This is a genomic window from Paraburkholderia azotifigens, from assembly GCF_007995085.1.
Classification (GTDB): domain Bacteria; phylum Pseudomonadota; class Gammaproteobacteria; order Burkholderiales; family Burkholderiaceae; genus Paraburkholderia; species Paraburkholderia azotifigens.
In genome coordinates, this window is the sequence record NZ_VOQS01000003.1 from 1,926,654 (window position 1) to 1,942,281 (window position 15,628).

Annotated in this window: 15 protein-coding genes and 1 pseudogene; 8 read left to right on the forward strand and 8 right to left on the reverse strand. The window is 63.3% G+C overall.

The genetic code is table 11. The annotated features are described in order from the left end of the window. Nucleotides 1-40: 40 nt before the first annotated feature. Nucleotides 41-802: an SDR family NAD(P)-dependent oxidoreductase gene (locus tag FRZ40_RS25835; protein ID WP_028366771.1), complete on the reverse strand. Its 762-nt coding sequence runs from the start codon at nucleotides 800-802 to the stop codon at nucleotides 41-43. 121 nt (nucleotides 803-923) lie between these two features. On the opposite strand from FRZ40_RS25835, the pseudogene FRZ40_RS25840 reads away from it, so the two are divergent. The 4 genes and pseudogenes from FRZ40_RS25840 to FRZ40_RS25855 all read left to right on the forward strand — a co-directional run. After that, nucleotides 924-1,100: pseudogene (locus tag FRZ40_RS25840) on the forward strand (helix-turn-helix domain-containing protein); the annotation flags it as partial. 114 nt (nucleotides 1,101-1,214) lie between these two features. Then, the gene (locus FRZ40_RS25845; protein ID WP_147236023.1) at nucleotides 1,215-1,748 is read left to right on the forward strand and encodes a DUF488 domain-containing protein; all 534 of its coding nucleotides are present in this window, start codon (nucleotides 1,215-1,217) and stop codon (nucleotides 1,746-1,748) included. A 46-nt stretch (nucleotides 1,749-1,794) separates the two neighbouring features. Next, nucleotides 1,795-3,042, forward strand: coding sequence for a Zn-dependent hydrolase (locus FRZ40_RS25850; RefSeq protein ID WP_147236024.1), 1,248 nt, complete (start codon nucleotides 1,795-1,797; stop codon nucleotides 3,040-3,042). Between the two features lie 209 nt (nucleotides 3,043-3,251). After that, nucleotides 3,252-3,485, forward strand: a complete 234-nt coding sequence (locus FRZ40_RS25855) for a hypothetical protein (protein ID WP_028366775.1) — start codon at nucleotides 3,252-3,254, stop codon at nucleotides 3,483-3,485. A gap of 137 nt (nucleotides 3,486-3,622) precedes the next feature. Here the strand turns inward: FRZ40_RS25855 and FRZ40_RS25860 are convergent, their stop codons facing one another. Further along, nucleotides 3,623-3,889, reverse strand: coding sequence for a CsbD family protein (locus tag FRZ40_RS25860; protein WP_147236025.1), 267 nt, complete (start codon nucleotides 3,887-3,889; stop codon nucleotides 3,623-3,625). Between the two features lie 238 nt (nucleotides 3,890-4,127). Between FRZ40_RS25860 and FRZ40_RS25865 the strand changes: the two genes are divergently transcribed. Together FRZ40_RS25865 and FRZ40_RS25870 are read left to right on the forward strand one after the other, a co-directional pair. Beyond that, nucleotides 4,128-4,649 (forward strand): hemerythrin domain-containing protein, encoded by a 522-nt coding sequence (locus tag FRZ40_RS25865; protein ID WP_240057286.1) that lies wholly within the window; start codon nucleotides 4,128-4,130, stop codon nucleotides 4,647-4,649. Nucleotides 4,650-4,731: 82 nt separating this feature from the next. Further along, nucleotides 4,732-5,028 (forward strand): hypothetical protein, encoded by a 297-nt coding sequence (locus tag FRZ40_RS25870; protein ID WP_147236027.1) that lies wholly within the window; start codon nucleotides 4,732-4,734, stop codon nucleotides 5,026-5,028. 225 nt (nucleotides 5,029-5,253) lie between these two features. Here the strand turns inward: FRZ40_RS25870 and FRZ40_RS25875 are convergent, their stop codons facing one another. The 3 genes from FRZ40_RS25875 to FRZ40_RS25885 all read right to left on the reverse strand — a co-directional run bounded on the left by FRZ40_RS25875 (nucleotide 5,254) and on the right by FRZ40_RS25885 (nucleotide 7,976). Continuing rightward, the gene (locus FRZ40_RS25875; protein ID WP_028366779.1) at nucleotides 5,254-5,511 is read right to left on the reverse strand and encodes a hypothetical protein; all 258 of its coding nucleotides are present in this window, start codon (nucleotides 5,509-5,511) and stop codon (nucleotides 5,254-5,256) included. Between the two features lie 95 nt (nucleotides 5,512-5,606). Next, nucleotides 5,607-7,184, reverse strand: a complete 1,578-nt coding sequence (locus tag FRZ40_RS25880) for a PqiB family protein (RefSeq protein ID WP_147236028.1) — start codon at nucleotides 7,182-7,184, stop codon at nucleotides 5,607-5,609. Between the two features lie 129 nt (nucleotides 7,185-7,313). Then, nucleotides 7,314-7,976 (reverse strand): DUF3313 domain-containing protein, encoded by a 663-nt coding sequence (locus FRZ40_RS25885; RefSeq protein WP_028366781.1) that lies wholly within the window; start codon nucleotides 7,974-7,976, stop codon nucleotides 7,314-7,316. Nucleotides 7,977-8,223: 247 nt separating this feature from the next. Between FRZ40_RS25885 and FRZ40_RS25890 the strand changes: the two genes are divergently transcribed. Continuing rightward, nucleotides 8,224-8,820 carry a TetR/AcrR family transcriptional regulator gene (locus FRZ40_RS25890; RefSeq protein WP_147236029.1) on the forward strand — a complete coding sequence of 199 codons (597 nt, stop codon included), beginning with the start codon at nucleotides 8,224-8,226 and terminating at the stop codon, nucleotides 8,818-8,820. A 90-nt stretch (nucleotides 8,821-8,910) separates the two neighbouring features. On the opposite strand, the gene FRZ40_RS25895 is transcribed toward FRZ40_RS25890, so the two are convergent. Beyond that, nucleotides 8,911-10,377: an NAD-dependent succinate-semialdehyde dehydrogenase gene (locus tag FRZ40_RS25895; RefSeq protein WP_147236030.1), complete on the reverse strand. Its 1,467-nt coding sequence runs from the start codon at nucleotides 10,375-10,377 to the stop codon at nucleotides 8,911-8,913. Between the two features lie 793 nt (nucleotides 10,378-11,170). Further along, nucleotides 11,171-12,454, reverse strand: a complete 1,284-nt coding sequence (locus FRZ40_RS25900; protein ID WP_028367950.1) for a 4-aminobutyrate--2-oxoglutarate transaminase — start codon at nucleotides 12,452-12,454, stop codon at nucleotides 11,171-11,173. Nucleotides 12,455-12,574: 120 nt separating this feature from the next. Between FRZ40_RS25900 and pdxR the strand changes: the two genes are divergently transcribed. Then, a complete protein-coding gene (pdxR, locus tag FRZ40_RS25905) occupies nucleotides 12,575-14,137 on the forward strand; it encodes a MocR-like pyridoxine biosynthesis transcription factor PdxR (RefSeq protein WP_147236031.1) in 1,563 nt (520 codons plus the stop codon). A 16-nt stretch (nucleotides 14,138-14,153) separates the two neighbouring features. Here pdxR and FRZ40_RS25910 read toward each other — a convergent pair whose 3' ends face one another. Beyond that, entirely contained in the window at nucleotides 14,154-14,990 is an 837-nt protein-coding gene (locus FRZ40_RS25910; RefSeq protein ID WP_147236032.1) for a DMT family transporter, read from the reverse strand. Nucleotides 14,991-15,628 lie beyond the last annotated feature (638 nt).

Genomic DNA, 15,628 nt, shown 5'->3' on the forward strand with positions numbered 1-15,628 from the left:
ACAGCCGCATCGAAGCGGCTGCCTTCGCCGCACGTTCAACTCAGACTTGCGCCTGTCCGCCGTCGACGAACAATTCGGCGCCATTTACGAAGCTCGCATCGTCCGATGCCAGGAACAGCGCCGCGCCCGCGATTTCTTCCGGCTCGCCCACGCGGCCCATCGGAATGCGCGAGGCGAGATAGTCGAGCAGGCCTTGCTGCTGCGCGCTGTCCGGGCCCGCGAGTTCCACGAGGCCGGGCGTCCTCGTCGCGCCGGGGCTGATCGTGTTGACGCGAATGCCGCGGTCCTTGAGGTCGAGAATCCAGCTGCGGGCCAGGTTGCGGATCGCAGCCTTCGAGGCCGAATACACGCTGAACGCAGCTGTGCCTTCGATCGTCGTCGTCGAGCCCGCAAGAATCACCGATGCGCCTTTCGACAGCAGCGGCAGCGCCTTTTGCACGGTGAACAGCGTGCCCTTCACATTGCGGTCGAACGTGTCGTGATAGTGCGCCTCGGTGATCTCGCCGAGCGGCACCATCGACCCGCCGCCCGCATTGGCGAACAGCACATCGAGTCGGCCCTTCTCGCCGCGAATCTGCTCATACAGCATGTCCAGTTGCTCGGGCTTCGACGAATCGACGCGCGCGCCGGTAGCGTTGCCCACCGTGTTGATCGCGGCGACGGCTGCATCGAGTTCGGCCTGACGGCGGCCTGTGATGTACACGTGCGCGCCTTCGGCTGCAAAGCGCTTTGCCGTAGCGAGTCCAATGCCGCTGGTCGCGCCCGTCACCAGTGCGATCTTGCCTTCGAGTCTGCGTGCCATGATGTTTCTCCTTTGATGGATCGATTCGGTTCTGTTAAGTGGTGAAGCGATGTGAGAAGAATATCGACGCAACCGTCTTTTCGAAATAGAAGCGTTTGCAAACCATCATTGCAAAAATGAAATGACGAGACTCGCCGATTTCGAAAGGCTGGGGATATTCGCGAAGGTGGCGTAGGAAGGATCGTTTGCAGCCGCGGCGCGGGCGATGGGCGTGTCCGTCGCCACCGTACCGCGGGGCGTGGCGCGGATCGAGGAACGGCTCGGCGCGAGGCTGTTCAACCGCACGTCGCGGCAGTTGCGGTGCGCAGCTTGCCGCCACAGGACCATGCATTGCTGGCATAGGCTGGAGTTCGACACAGGAAATCGCCCGGTACACTGAAAGCATCGTCGCGATTGCGTGCGCGAGGTATCGATGTCAAATGCGTTTTACACGATCGGCCATTCGACTCACCCACTGGGCGAGTTCATCCGTCTGTTGACGGGTGCCGGGATCGACACAGTGGTCGACGTGCGGAGCATTCCCCGCTCCCGCACGAATCCGCAATTCAATCGAGAAGCGTTGCCGGACGCGCTGCGCCCGGCACATGTGGGCTATGTTCACCTGGCGGGCCTCGGCGGCAGGCGCAGCAAAGCCAGGGGCGGCGCGCCGTCGCCGAATGGCTACTGGACGCATCCCGCCTTTCGCAACTATGCCGACTACGCGATGAGCCCCGCGTTTCAGGCAGGGTTGGCGCAACTGCTCGATCTGGGGCATCGGCAGACGTGCGTGATCATGTGCTCCGAAGCCGTCTGGTGGCGATGCCATCGCCGCATCATCGCGGACTATCTGCTGGCGCGCGGCGAGACTGTGCTGCATGTGATGACCGCGGGCCGCATCGAACCCGCGACGATGACCCCCGGCGCGCAACCACAGCCTGATGGAGCGCTGCGCTATCCGCCCGGGTGATGCTAGCATCGCCGATCCTCCACTGACTCGCCCCTGGAAAAGCACCGTGCCCGAAGACTTCCCACGCATCAATCCCGTTCGCCTGCTCGACGACCTCAAGACCTTGCGCAGCTTCGGCGCCACGGGGCCCGGCGTGGTGCGTCTGTCGCTGTCGCCCGTCGATATCGAGGCGCGCCGCTGGCTCGCGGGGCGCATGACGGATGCAGGGCTGGATGCGGCTATCGATGGCGTTGGCACCGTATTCGGCCGCTCGCGCAAGCGCGGCCCCGCGCTCGTGATCGGCTCGCACACCGACACGCAGCCGACGGGAGGGTGGCTCGACGGCGCGCTCGGCGTGATCTATGGACTCGAAATCGCACGTGCCTTCGGCGAATGCGAGGCGACGCGAGAGTTCGCCGTGGACGTCGCGTCATGGATCGACGAAGAGGGCACGTTCTCGAGCTTTCTTGGCAGCCGGAGCTTCACTGGCGAAGCGATCGATGCCTCGTTGCACGGTGCGCGCAATCACGAAGGCCTGTTGCTCGGCGATGCGCTCGCTCAGGCGGGCCTCGCGAACGCGCCGCGTGTGACGCTGGATCGCATGAGGCAACGCGCGTATCTCGAACCGCATATCGAGCAGGGCGGCCGGCTGGAAGCATCGGCGAAATCGATTGGCGTGGTGACGACGATCGTCGGCATTCGCGAGTTTCAGGTGCGCTTCACGGGGCAGCGCAATCACGCGGGCACGACGCCGATGGCCATCCGGCGCGATGCGGGTGCGGCACTCGTCGCGTTCATCGCGCGTATCGACGACGCATTCGACCGGCTGGCGGACGCGGATACGGTGTGGACGGTTGGGCGCATCGATCTCGATCCCGGTTCGTTCAGCGTGGTGCCGGGCAAGGCCACGCTGAATCTGCAGTTCCGCGACGGAAATGCCGGGCGGCTGCATGCAATGGACAATGCGCTTGCGGGCCTGGTCGATGAATGGAACGCGCAGCACGCTGTAAAAGCAGAGCTGATCGCGTGCGACGGTGCCGAAGAACCCGTCACGATGGATGCCGGTTTGCAACGGCATCTCGCACAAGCTGCCGAAGCGCTCGCGCCCGGACAGTGGACGCACATGCCGAGCGGCGCGTCGCACGATGCGCAGGTGATCGGGCATCACATTCCCGCCTGCATGCTGTTCGTGCCGAGCATCGGCGGCGTCAGTCACGATTTCATCGAGGACACGGCCGAGCAGCACATCGTGCTCGGTTGCGAGGTGGCCGCGCAGGCGGCCGCGCGAATCGCGGAGGCGTTGAGCCACGATTGAGCCACGAGCCGTGATGCCCGGCGCGCGACGTGCCCGCCAAGGCCGCATTCGATGCGGCCCGTGTGGCATTGCAGGACGTCGGCAAAGGCTGATCGCGCATTCTGCGCCGCGCCTGTCCGTAAGTTCCCGGTTACGGACCCATGCAGCCTGATTTAAATCGTTCCGCAACGCGCTAAGATCCGTATCGCTGGTCGCGTGGAGAACGGGCGATGGATCTGGAGCAGCAGTTGGGCAATTTGCGTCTCGCCGACGAGCACATTGCGAGAGGGCGCCGCCTCATCGAGCATCAGCTGCAGACGGTGCACAAGCTCAAGCTGAAAGGCGACGACGCGGACTCGGCCATCACGTTGCTGCAGGAGATGCGCGTGTCGCTCGAAGCGATGATGGAACACCGCGCGGTGATCGAGGAAACCATCGCGATGATTCGAATCGGCAAGCGCTAGCTGCGCTATTGCGCGCGATTCTTCCGGCATATGACCGCACCGGGTTGTCGCGGCGCAGCGCCTTCGGGCATTCACAACTTGCGTCGTGCATCTGCCGTTCCGTTCACAACGCCGCGCGGGTCGAAGCGCCGGCCGTTCTACACGTCGTCGTGACGGTTCGCTGCCCACAGCGCACCCAGTGCGAAGCCCGCTGCGACCGCGCCTGCCAGCACGGCAAGCGGGCTCGACGAGATGGCGTCGCGCGCGATGTCCGTCGCGTCCGCGCAGAGCTGTTGAGCCTTGCCGCGCAATTCGTCCGCCTTGCCCTCGATCTGCATCCCGACGTCGCCCGCGAGAGAGCCGATCGTCTCTTTTACATTGCCAGCCGCTTCACGAACCACACCTTCCGTTTTCGTCGTTTCCATGTGCCGCCCCTCGATTGAGTCGTCGTTATCCATCACGAGCCGTCGCATGTCCGTCTCGTGCGCCATGCGCCTCTGCGCGCAGGTGTGCACGAGCAATCGACGGACCCGCGAGCGCATGCTTTCGCATGCCGCTGCAACCGACGGAATAGCGATTGCTCGGGATGACTTGCCTGCAGGCCTGGAGCACGCAAGCGCATCCGGCATCTGCGGCTTTCTCACATCTTTTAAGGAGTCAATGATGAACGGGCATTCCGGCGCAGACGCGATTGCTTTACTGAAGGCCGACCATCGCACGGTAGAAAAACTGTTCGACGCTTTTGAAAAAGCCGGCGACGACGATCTCGAAGCGAAGGGTACACTGGCACGGCGGACGTGCGAAGAACTGACGGTGCATGCGATCATCGAAGAAGAGCTTCTGTACCCCGTCGCGCACAAGCAACTGGAGAAGCAGAATGAAATCGACGTGGACGAGGCGTATGTGGAGCACTTCCTGGTCAAGACGCTGATCGAGAAGTTCGACACCTTGAAGCCCGGCGATCACGGCTTCGACGCCACGTTCAAGGTGATGTCGGAGCTTGTCAAACACCACGTCGAGGAAGAGGAATCCGCGCTTTTTCCGGAACTGCGCGAGAGCGGCGTCGACCTCGTTGCGCTGGGCGAGAAGTTGCGTGCGCGCAAGGCCGAACTGATGAAGAAGCTCGATCAGGCGGGTAGCAAGCTGGTCGGCGACAGGTCGCTGTCGTTTGCACGCGCTTTGTGAGCGCTGCGTTTTCAGTCGTCGGCCCGCGGCCGTGGTGCGGCCGCGTGGTGCTGGCTACCTGTGTTGAGTGAGGCGCAAAGACATGACACGTGCGGAATTCGAAGAAAAGATCGGCGCAGTCCTGCGCGATCATGGCGCCGACACGACGGCGGATCTTACTGACGAACTCGTGGCCTACTGGAATGGGCACGCGGTTGCGTACGTGCTGGTGCACGAGACGGCCTCGGGCGCGAGCTACGAAGATTTCGTCATGGACGACGCGCAGTGGAAGAACTGGCAATCGTGGCTAGACGCATGGATGGACAGCCCGATGTTCAGCGTCAGGCCGGAAGTGCGCAACTGGTTGTCCGAGGAGCCGCCTGCGGAAGCGGGTAGCTGAAATGGGCGGCTGTCGTGCGATGCGATGCGCACGCCGGGCGCATCGCACCTGCCCGGCTATGCATTGACGCCCGCTCGCCCCGGAAGCCGCATGACGGCAAGCATCTTGAGCGCGTGAAGCCCGGCAAGCAGCGCGAACGCAAACGCCCATGCATTCGTGCTCACGCGTTCGACTTGCGAGTCCAGAATCCGGGCGAGGCCGGTATTCAGGGAAAGACCGCACGCACTACGGTTTGCTCCAGACCTGCTTCCAGCACATCAGAAACGTGCCGTGAACGTCCTTCGATACCGCGCCTTCGACGCTGCACGCGCCGCCCGTCGGGGCAGGGCCGAACTGTGCGACTTCTTTGTCTGCGTCGGCGAGTGCGGTGGCGGGCACCCGGCCCCAGATCGAAATGCTGCCGAGGACGCCGGCACAGCCGACCAGGATCACGAGGGTGCGTTTCAGGTGCGCCGGGCGGCGGGCGATAAATTCAAATGGCATCGGGAAGCCTCTACGTGCAGGGACTCATGAGCGGTGTTATCGGCAGCGGGCTTCGAAACCATAGAGCGATGTTCAAATTTTTTTTCGCCGCGCGCTCACTGTCCGGGCTGGCGCGCGGAAGACTTACCCCAGACGACGGATTCCGGATGCTGCTGAAGGTAATCGGCGAGCGAATTCAGCGAAGCAAGCGTCCGGCGCAGTTCGGTCAGGGCGCCGTGCAGATCGGATTGGAGCGGAGAGTCGTGCGCGAGCGTCGCGTTCGCTCCCTCGAACGATTGCTGCGCTGCAGCCAGCGTCGCACGGGCTTCGGGCACCAGTTCGGTGTCGACGCGCTGGAACAGCGACGCAGCCGTCTGCAGCGTGCTGTCGAGGCTGCGCCCGATCTGCCCGAACGGCACGCGGTCCAGTTTGTCGACGATGCCTGCAAGCTGGTCCTGCAGTTCTTCGAGCGTGTTCGGCACGGTCGGCAGTTCGACGGGCGTTCGTTGCGTATCGAACGGGATTCTGGGCGCGCGGGGAAAGAAATCGAGTGCCACATATCGCTGGCCGGTCAGCACGCTGCCCATGCGAAGCTGTCCGCGCAGGCCGTTGTCGATCAGCCGATGCAGCAGATCCCTGCCCGCGACGCTATCGCCGTTTCCGAGTGCCTGGCGGTAGCGGTGTCCCAGTCTCGCCGGATACAGATCGAGCGTGGCGATCATGTCGATCCGGCCCGTTGCGGGATCGAAGTCCACATCGATTGCCGCGACCCGGCCCAGTTCGACACCATGAAAATCCACGGGCGCGCCGATCGACAGTCCGCGCAGCGATTGTTCGAAGCGCATCTGGACGCGTGCGGCGCGTCCGTCCTCCGCGCGCTGCGACGCTTGCGTGCGATCGGCGGCCAGCACGAAGGATGCACCATCCGCGGCCTCGTGCGATGCGGGCACCTGTTTCGCCGTATCGAATGCGATGCCACCCGAGAGCAGCGAGGCCACCGACTGCGTATCGAATCTGAAACCGTCTGAGCCGAAGCGCAGATCGATTCCGCTTGCCTGCCACCAGACGGTGCCGGATGTCACGTACCCGTCGTAGGGCGCGTTGACGAACACGTCGACGAGCACCTCCACGCCATCCGCGGAAAGCGCGTAACCGAGCACCTGACCCGCCTGCACGCGGCGGAACAGAACGGGTGAGCCTGCCGTCAGCGAGCCGAGAGAGTCTGCGTGCAGCACGAAGCGTTTTCCCTTCTGGTCGCTCGTGACCCATGGCGGCGCTTCCGGTCCGTTGAACGCGTTGCATGAGCGGGATGTCGGTGCGGATGCCGGCCCGGCGTCGGCGGCGATGAAGGCGCCGGAAAGGGCTGTCGACAGACCCGAGACGCCCGTCATGCTGACGCGCGGACGCACCACCCAATATCGCGTGCCGCATGCCGCGAACCGTTTCGCGGCATCGTCGAGTTGCACTTCGGCGAGAACGCGTGTGCGGTCGGCCGACAGATGCAGGTCTTTCAGCCTGCCAATTTCGACGTCCCGGTAGCGCACCCGCGTTTTTCCGGCCTCGAGGCTTTCGGCTGACAGGAAGCTGATCGCGACGCGCGGCCCGCGCTGCATGCCGGTACGAACCAGAAGCGCGCCCGAAATGAGCAATGCCGCAACGGGAATCAACCAGACGGCCGACGACGCGCCGCTCATGACAGATCGCCCGTCACGACGTCGCGCAGACGTCTGCCCATCCTGCACAGGCCGGCGATACAGGCGCTGAACAGGCGGCTGAGCCGACGCGTCGAGTACCCGAACGGCGCACGCGTCACGGCCGCTCGCTCATTGCAGTTGCGCCACGAGAGCGTCCGCACCCTTGTCGAGGCCGGTTCGCGCTGCGCTGAGCGATCCGAATGCAGCGGGCAGATTCATCGCGTTCGGATATTGCTTCGATACGTAGGCCTTCAGAAGGCGGCCGCTGGAACTGTCGTAGACCTCGACCGCATACGACACGGAGCCGCTGAACGCGCCCTTGCCGCCGCGGATCGCCTGAACGCCGTTGTACAGATTGCCCGCGATATCGAAGTGCATGACCTGCCCGACGAGCGCCGTGGTCGTCTCCGCACCCGTCAGCGTGAGGCGGATGCGCAGCGTGGCGGGCGAAGGCTGCGTGCCGGGTTCGAAACGCTTCGTGAGTTTCGACGCGAACGTCTTGCTCATGTAGTCGGCGAGCGCGGTCTTGTCGTCCTCCGTCATATCGCCGAACTGGTTGTCTGCGCCGCGATACACGACGACGGGATCGACCATCACTTGCGTGTAGCGCGACCAGACGACGGGCGCCGCATACCGGTAAGGCACTTTGGCCGCGTCGTCGCCTCTGTTCTGCTTCAGTTGCTGCGCTGACGAAATGCCCGAATAGGCAACGGGCTGCACGCTCGAGCACGCCGTGGCGGCGAGCGCGAAAGCGCAGACGAGAAAGAGCGGGGCGAGTCTGGTCGTGGACATGGGTCGGTCCTTGCGGATGAATGTCGGGAGTCGGCGAGAGTGCCGGTTCGTGCTGAACCGACGTGGCCGAAATGTAGCATCGCCTTTTTCGGATGTAAACCGTCTATCCGGTTTGTTTTTGGAAAAAATGCGGGCGTACAATCTGGGGCTCCCGGTTCAGGCCACGTTCTGCCTGCAGGTTGCGGCGCGTCGTGTGTTCGGCAAACGAGGCAGCCGACGGGCTCGAATGACGTCACCTTTATGATCAATGGATAACCAGACTCGCTCGGAAAATACCCGCAAAAAGGCTATCGAGGCCGCACTGTCGATTCTCACGCGAGAAGGCGTGGGCGGGCTCACATTCGATTCGCTGTCGCGCGAAAGCGGCATCAGCAAGGGCGGATTGCTGCATCAGTTCCGTACCAAGGACGGCGTGCTCAAGGCATTGCTGGATCATCAGCGGCAGCAGTTCGAGCAGATCGCGCACGCGTATATAGCGAAGGCGGGGGCAACGAAGACAGAGCCGTGTCTGTCGTCGCAGATCGCCATATACCGGGAATCCGCCAGGCAACCGCATTCGGTCGCACGTGCCGTGCTGGCGGCACTGGTCGAGAACCCCGAGCTGCTGGCGGACTTCAAGGCGACGGACGTCGAGAGGATGAAGAAGATGCGGGAAGAGTCGAGCGACCTCGAACTCTCGCTGTTGCGCTACTTTGCGGCCAGCGGTCTCGCGTTCAATTCGCTGCTCGGGCTCTCGCCTTTGCCGGAATCGATGCTGAACCGTCTGTTCGATCGCCTGCTCGACGAAGCGGCGTGGGTGAGTCAAAAACCGCCCGCGAAAACACGCAGGAAGGCAGTGTCCTGACGCCCGGATCGCGCTGATCCGGGCGCGCGCGAACGCGAATATCCGCGACGCCGGCGGCAGCTCTGCCGGCGTCGCGGACGGGAGAAGCGCTTACACGCCGCCGATGCACATGTACTTGATCACGACATACTCGTCGATCCCGTAGTGCGATCCTTCGCGGCCGAGGCCCGACTGCTTGACGCCGCCGAACGGCGCGACTTCATTCGAAATGGCGCCCGTGTTGATCCCGACCATGCCGAACTCGAGCGCTTCGGCGACACGCCAGATGCGGCCGATATCGCGGCTATAGAAATACGACGCCAGACCGTATTCGGTGCTGTTCGCCATCCCGATCACTTCTTCGTCCGACGAGAAGCGGAATAGTGGCGCAAGCGGACCAAAGGTCTCGTCGCGCGCGACCTTCATGTCGGGCGTGACGTCGGCGAGTACGGTCGGTTCGAAGAAGCCGTGACCGAGCGCGTGACGCTTGCCACCCGTGACGATGCGTGCGCCTTTGCCGAGCGCATCTTCGATATGCGATTCGACCTTCAGCACGGCCGCTTCATTGATCAGCGGACCTTGCTGCACGCCTTGCTCGGTGCCGAAACCGACCTTGAGCTTTGTGACGGCGGCGGCCAGCTTGCCGGCGAATGCATCGTAGACGCGGTCGTGCACATAGAAGCGGTTCGTGCACACGCAGGTCTGTCCGCTGTTGCGGTACTTCGATGCAATGGCGCCTTCGACGGCGGCATCGAGATCGGCGTCGTCGAACACGATGAACGGCGCATTGCCGCCCAGTTCCAGCGATACCTTCTTGACGGTAGGCGCGCACTGCGCCATCAGCAGACGTCCCACGCCCGTGGATCCCGTGAACGACAGCTTGCGCACGAGCGGGTTGCCCGTCATTTCGCCGCCGATGGGTTTCGGGTCGCCGGTGACGATGTTGAAGATGCCGGCGGGCACGCCTGCGCGCTCGGCGAGCACGGCGAGCGCGAGTGCCGAGAGCGGCGTCGCTTCGGCGGGTTTGACGATGATCGGGCATCCTGCCGCGAGCGCCGGGCCGACCTTGCGGGTAATCATCGCAGCGGGGAAATTCCACGGCGTGATGGCGGCGCAGACACCGACGGGTTCCTTCGTCACGACGATGCGCTTGTCGTTGGCGACGGTGGGGATCGTATCGCCGTAGACGCGCTTGGCTTCTTCGCCGAACCATTCGAGGAACGAGGCTGCGTAGCCGATTTCGCCTTTTGCTTCCGCGATCGGTTTGCCTTGTTCTGTCGTGAGAATCAACGCCAGGTCGTCGGCGTTCGCCAGCATCAGGTCGTTCCATTTGCGCAGAATTTCTGCGCGTTGTTTGCCGGTTTTTGCCTTCCAGGCGGGCCATGATCTGTTTGCCGCTTCGATCGCGCGGCGGGTTTCGGTTGTGCCCATTCTTGGCACTTCAGCGATCAGTTCGCCTGTTGCCGGGTTCAGTACTCCAAACGTTTCCTTGTTGTCGGCGTCTTGCCATTCGCCATTGATGTATGCCTTTGCTTGCAGCAGGGAAGGGTCTTTCAGTTTGCTACGCAGGTCAGTCATTTGGGTTTGTCCTTTCAGGTTTATGTCTGCGACGCTGGTTTTGGTTTTGGTTTTGGTTTTGGTTTTGGTTTTTGCCGTTGCCGTTGCCGTTGCTTTCGCTGGCATCCGCGAATTCGCATCTGTGCTTCACGCGTCGCCCCTGTGCGGGGCAGCACCTACTTTTCTTTGCAGCGGCAAAGAAAAGTAGGCAAAAGAAAGCCGCTCACACCGCCAATCCTTGTGTTTGCCTGCGGGCCCCCACGGGTCCCGCACTCCACACGGCATCACGCTATTTCATGTGCGTTGCCAGCGCCTTTAACACGCGCATCACCCACTCCAATCACCCGTAGTGCAGCCAACGGCAGCGATCCGTCCGCGCCGCCCAGGTGGCAAACGGTGTGTAGGTTGTCGCACCTTACGCGTTGGCGCTCCTACGACACCGATCCCGCTTGTCAGTCCGGAGTGGTGCACGTCGATCGCGACGGCCTACACACCGTTTGCCACCTGGGCGGCCGGGGACTTACTGGTAACGCAATTCGTGACGCGGGAAGGTGAAGCGGGTGAGGCGTGAGTTAGTACGCTGGCAACGGGCGTGAGACAGTGCGATGCCGTGAGGAGTGCGGGACCGGTGGGGGGCCCGCAGGCAAACACAAGGATTGGCGGTGTTAGCCCGCTTTCTTTGCTTACTTTCTTTGCGGCGGCAAAGAAAGTAAGTGCCGCCCCGCACAGGGGCAACGCGTGCAGCACCGCTACGAAAACGCGGATGCCAGCGCCAGGGCAAAAAACACCCACCCCAGCGCCCGCAGGCAAAAAATCAAGCTACAACGCCAACAGTCTCTTTAAGCACATCTTCGAGAATAGAAACAGCCTCATCGAAGACAGCATCCTGAATCGTCAACGGGAACAGGAACCGAACAACGTTCGAATAGACACCGCATACCAGCAACAGCAAACCACGCTCGAGCGCACGCGTCTGCACGCGCTTGGTGAAATCGGCATCCGCTTCGGAAGTGCCCGGCTTGCAAAACTCAACGGCCACCATGCCGCCCGGCCCGCGCACATCCGCGATCTGCGGCACTTCCGATTGCAGCGCGGTCAACTTCGCCTTCAACTTGTCGCCCAGCACAACAGCGCGCTCGCAAAGGTTCTCTTCGTCGATGATATCGAGCACGGCATGCGCCGACGCCACGGCCAGCGGATTGCCCGCATACGTGCCGCCCAGTCCGCCCGGCGCAGCTGCATCCATCACATCCGCACGCCCGACGACGCCCGACAGCGGCATGCCGCCTGCAAGGCTCTTCGCCATCGTCATCAGGTCAGGCACCACGTCGTAGTGGTTCATCGCGAACAGCTTGCCCGTGCGCGCAAAACCCGTTTGCACTTCATCGGCGATCAGCAGAATGCCGTGCTCGTTGCACAGCTTGCGCAGCGCACGCACGAACTCGGCGGGCGCCGGGTAGAAGCCGCCTTCGCCTTGCACCGGCTCGAAAATGATCGCCGCGACGCGCTTCGGATCGATATCGGCCTTGAACAGGAATTCGATCGCCTTCAGCGAGTCCGCCGTCGTCACGCCATGCAGCGGATTCGGGAACGGTGCGTGGAAGACATCGGCCGGGAACGGGCCGAAGCTCAGCTTGTACGGCGCAACCTTGCCCGTCAGCGCCATGCCCATCATCGTGCGGCCATGGAAGCCGCCCGTGAAGGCGATCACGCCTGGACGGCCCGTGTAGGCGCGCGCGATCTTGATCGCGTTTTCGACGGCTTCGGCGCCCGTCGTGAAGAACGCCGTCTTCTTCGGATAGTCGCCAGGCGCGCGCTCGTTGATCTTCTCGGCCAGCTCGACATACGACGCGTACGGCACGATCTGATAGGCCGTATGCGTGAAATGGTCCAGTTGAGCTCGCACGGCCGCGACGATCTTCGGATGACGGTGCCCCGTGTTGCACACCGCAATGCCCGCCGCGAAGTCGATGAAGCGGCGGCCCTCGACGTCCCACAGCTCCGCATTCTCGGCGCGCGCAGCGTAGAAATCGCACATCACGCCCACGCCGCGCGGGGTGGCGGCGTCCTTGCGGCTCTTCAGTTCAGCATTCTTCACGGAGATCTCCTGTTGGGGTTCGTTCGGGCGCTCGCGCTCATCGCGGCACATGCAGCGACTATAATCAGATTTGGCTCCAAAATTCAGAGCCATTTCAGTAAAAAATCAGGAGCCAATTTCATGCGCGCGAGTGTGTTGTCCGACTGGCTGGCCCAGCGCCTGGACCGCGGCAACGGTCAGCCGATCTACCGGCAGCTGCATCGGCTGCTGCAGCAGGCGATCCTCACGCGCGAACTCCCCGCGGGCAGCAAGGTGCCGTCGTCGCGGTTGCTGGCCAATGAGCTGGGCATCGCGCGCAATACGGTCACGCAGGTCTATGAGCAGCTTGCGCTGGAGGGCTATGTGTTGTCCACGACGGGGCGCGGCACGTTCGTCGCCGATACGTCGCCGGATGAAATCGTCGGCTCGACGGAAGCGCAAGGCCTATCGGCAACGGATGCCTCGCCTGTGCAGCAGTTGCAGCGGGCGTCGGCGCCGCAGCCGTCGAAGCCGCTGCTGCAGACACAGCAGCCCGCCGCGCGCGCGCTGTCGCAACGCGGCTTCCGGCTCGTCGCGGGCGCGGGTGTGTCGAAGCGTCAGTGGGGCGCGTTCATGCCGGGCGTGCCCGACGTCACGCGTTTTCCGGCGCGCGTCTGGAGCCGGCTGCACAACAAGTACTGGCGGCGTCTGCGGCCCGATCTGCTGACGTATGCGCCCGGCGGCGGCCTGTCGCTGCTGCGTCACGCGCTGGCTGACTACCTGCGCACGTCGCGCTCGGTGCGTTGCACGCCGGAGCAGATCATCGTCACGACGGGCATTCACCAGTCCGTCGATCTCGCCGTGCGTCTGCTGTCCGATCCCGGCGACGTGATCTGGACGGAAGACCCGTGCTATTGGGGCGTTCGCAGCGTGATGCATGTGTCGGGGCTGAAGTCGCGCCCCATCGCCGTCGACGACGAGGGCATCAACCCGTCGCCCGACGATCTCGCGCATCCGCCGAAGCTGATGCTCGTCACGCCGTCGCATCAATATCCGCTCGGCATGGTGATGAGTCTTGCGCGCCGCCGCATGCTGCTCGAATACGCGCGGCAGAACCAGTGCTGGATCATCGAGGACGATTACGACAGCGAATACCGTTACGGCAGCCGCCCGCTTGCGTCGCTGCAAGGGCTCGATACGGCGGGGCAGGTGATTTATGTCGGCAGCTTCGGCAAGACGCTGTTTCCGGGGCTGCGCATCGGTTATCTCGTCGTGCCCGAGGCGCTCGCCGAGAGCTTTGCGACGGCCAGCGCCGAGCTGTATCGCGAAGGGCAGTTGCTGCAGCAGGCGATGCTCGCGGAGTTCATCGCGGAAGGGCATTTCACGTCGCACATCCGCAAGATGCGCACGTTGTACGGACAGCGTCGTTCCACCTTGCTCGACGCGGCCGCGCGGCGTTATGGCGACGCGTTGCCCGCCGTGGGCGGCGACGCGGGGCTGCATCTGGTGATGCAATTGCCCGAAGGCACGGACGACCGCGCGGTTGCGGCGGCGGCGCTCGAACGCAATATCGTCGTGCGCCCTTTGTCCGGGTATTACGCGGAGCCCTCGCGCGCGCAGTCGGGGCTGCTGATCGGCTATGCGTGTGTGCCTGACGAAGAGATCGCGCCCGCGTTCGACACGCTCGCCGACGCGATCGATACGACCTTGCCGCTGTTCGCGTGAGCGGCGGCCGGGGTCTTTAAAGACGGATCAGAACCGCGCCGAGCGACACCAGCGTGCATGCGAACACGCGGCGCGCCGTGAGCCGTTCGTGCATGAACGAGAAGCCGATCAGCACGGCGAAGATCGAGCTGAGTTCGCGCAGCGCGGAGACCATTGCGATGGGCAGAAACCGGTAGGCCTCGATGATGAGGCAATACGCGCTCAACGCGATCACGCCGGAGAGCATGCCTTTGAACATCGTTTCGCGCGACGTGAAGAGTCCTTTCGCGCCGCCGCGCCAGTGCCACACGAGCAGAAACTGCGGCACATTCCACAGCAGATAGACCCACATGATGTAGCTGAGGCCGTTGCCCGCGACGCGCGCGCCGATGCCGTCGACGACGGAATATGCGGAGATGAACAGGCCCGTCAGCAGCGCATAGGGCACGCTTTCGCCGGAAAAGCGCATATCGCGGCGGAACGCGAGCGATACGATGCCGATCGACACGAGCGCGACGCCGGTCGCGGCGAGCGGCTTTAGCGATTCGTGCGCGAACACGAGCGCGCCGGCGAAGACGAGTAGCGGCGAGAGACCTCGCGCGATGGGGTAGATCTGGCCGAAGTCGCCGCTGCGATAGGCGCGGATCAGTGCGAGGCAATAGCCGAACTCGAGTACGACGGATGCCGCGATGTAGGGCCAGGCGGCGGGCGCTGGCAGTGGCAGCAGCGTGACGCCGATTGCGCTGACGGCGATGTACGGAATGGACATCATGCCGAGCAGCCAGATGCGGTCTTCCGCAAGCCGCAGGAAGGCGTTCCAGCTTGCGTGGAGCATGGCGGACAGCAGGACCAGAAGGACGACGGAGGATTCCATTTGAAGCGCCGCGGGCGCGCGCAAAGACTGTGATTATTACGGAGTTTCGTGGTTTTGTGTGGAATTTTGTGGTGTTTGGTTTTTGTCTGCGACGCAGTCGCCAGTATTGGGGGCCTGGTTTTGCTGACGCTGGTTTTGGCTGGTTTTCGCTGGCATCCGCGATATCGTGTCGGTGCTTCAGTCGGAACTCGTGAAGCACTACGAAGGCGTCGCAACGCGTATGAAGAACGATTGCACGCCGATGTCTTGATTGCATGAAGCTCGCGCGAAGGCCGGTTCGGGTCCAGCCCGAGCGTAGCGGCGATATCACTGCCGCCGACGCCAGCCTTGCGCGCGGCAACAAACGCTTCGCGATCCATTGCGTTTTCTCCCAGACGCCTGTGGTTATGTGCCTGGAGCGCTCGCTACGCGTTGTCGATCGGAAGCGCCTCATCCATCGCGGCGAGCGCTTCCTGAATCTGGGGGACAATCGTCAAGAAGCGCGCCAGGGAACTGACGAGTCCGGGCGCTATCGCAAGCACGCTGGCGCGCGAGGACATCCCCGCAGAAGATCGCGAGCCACTCGTCTATGGTCTCGAACAACTGTCGCATCGCTTCGCGATGGACGCGACGATGGAACTGGATGAACTTCAATTCGT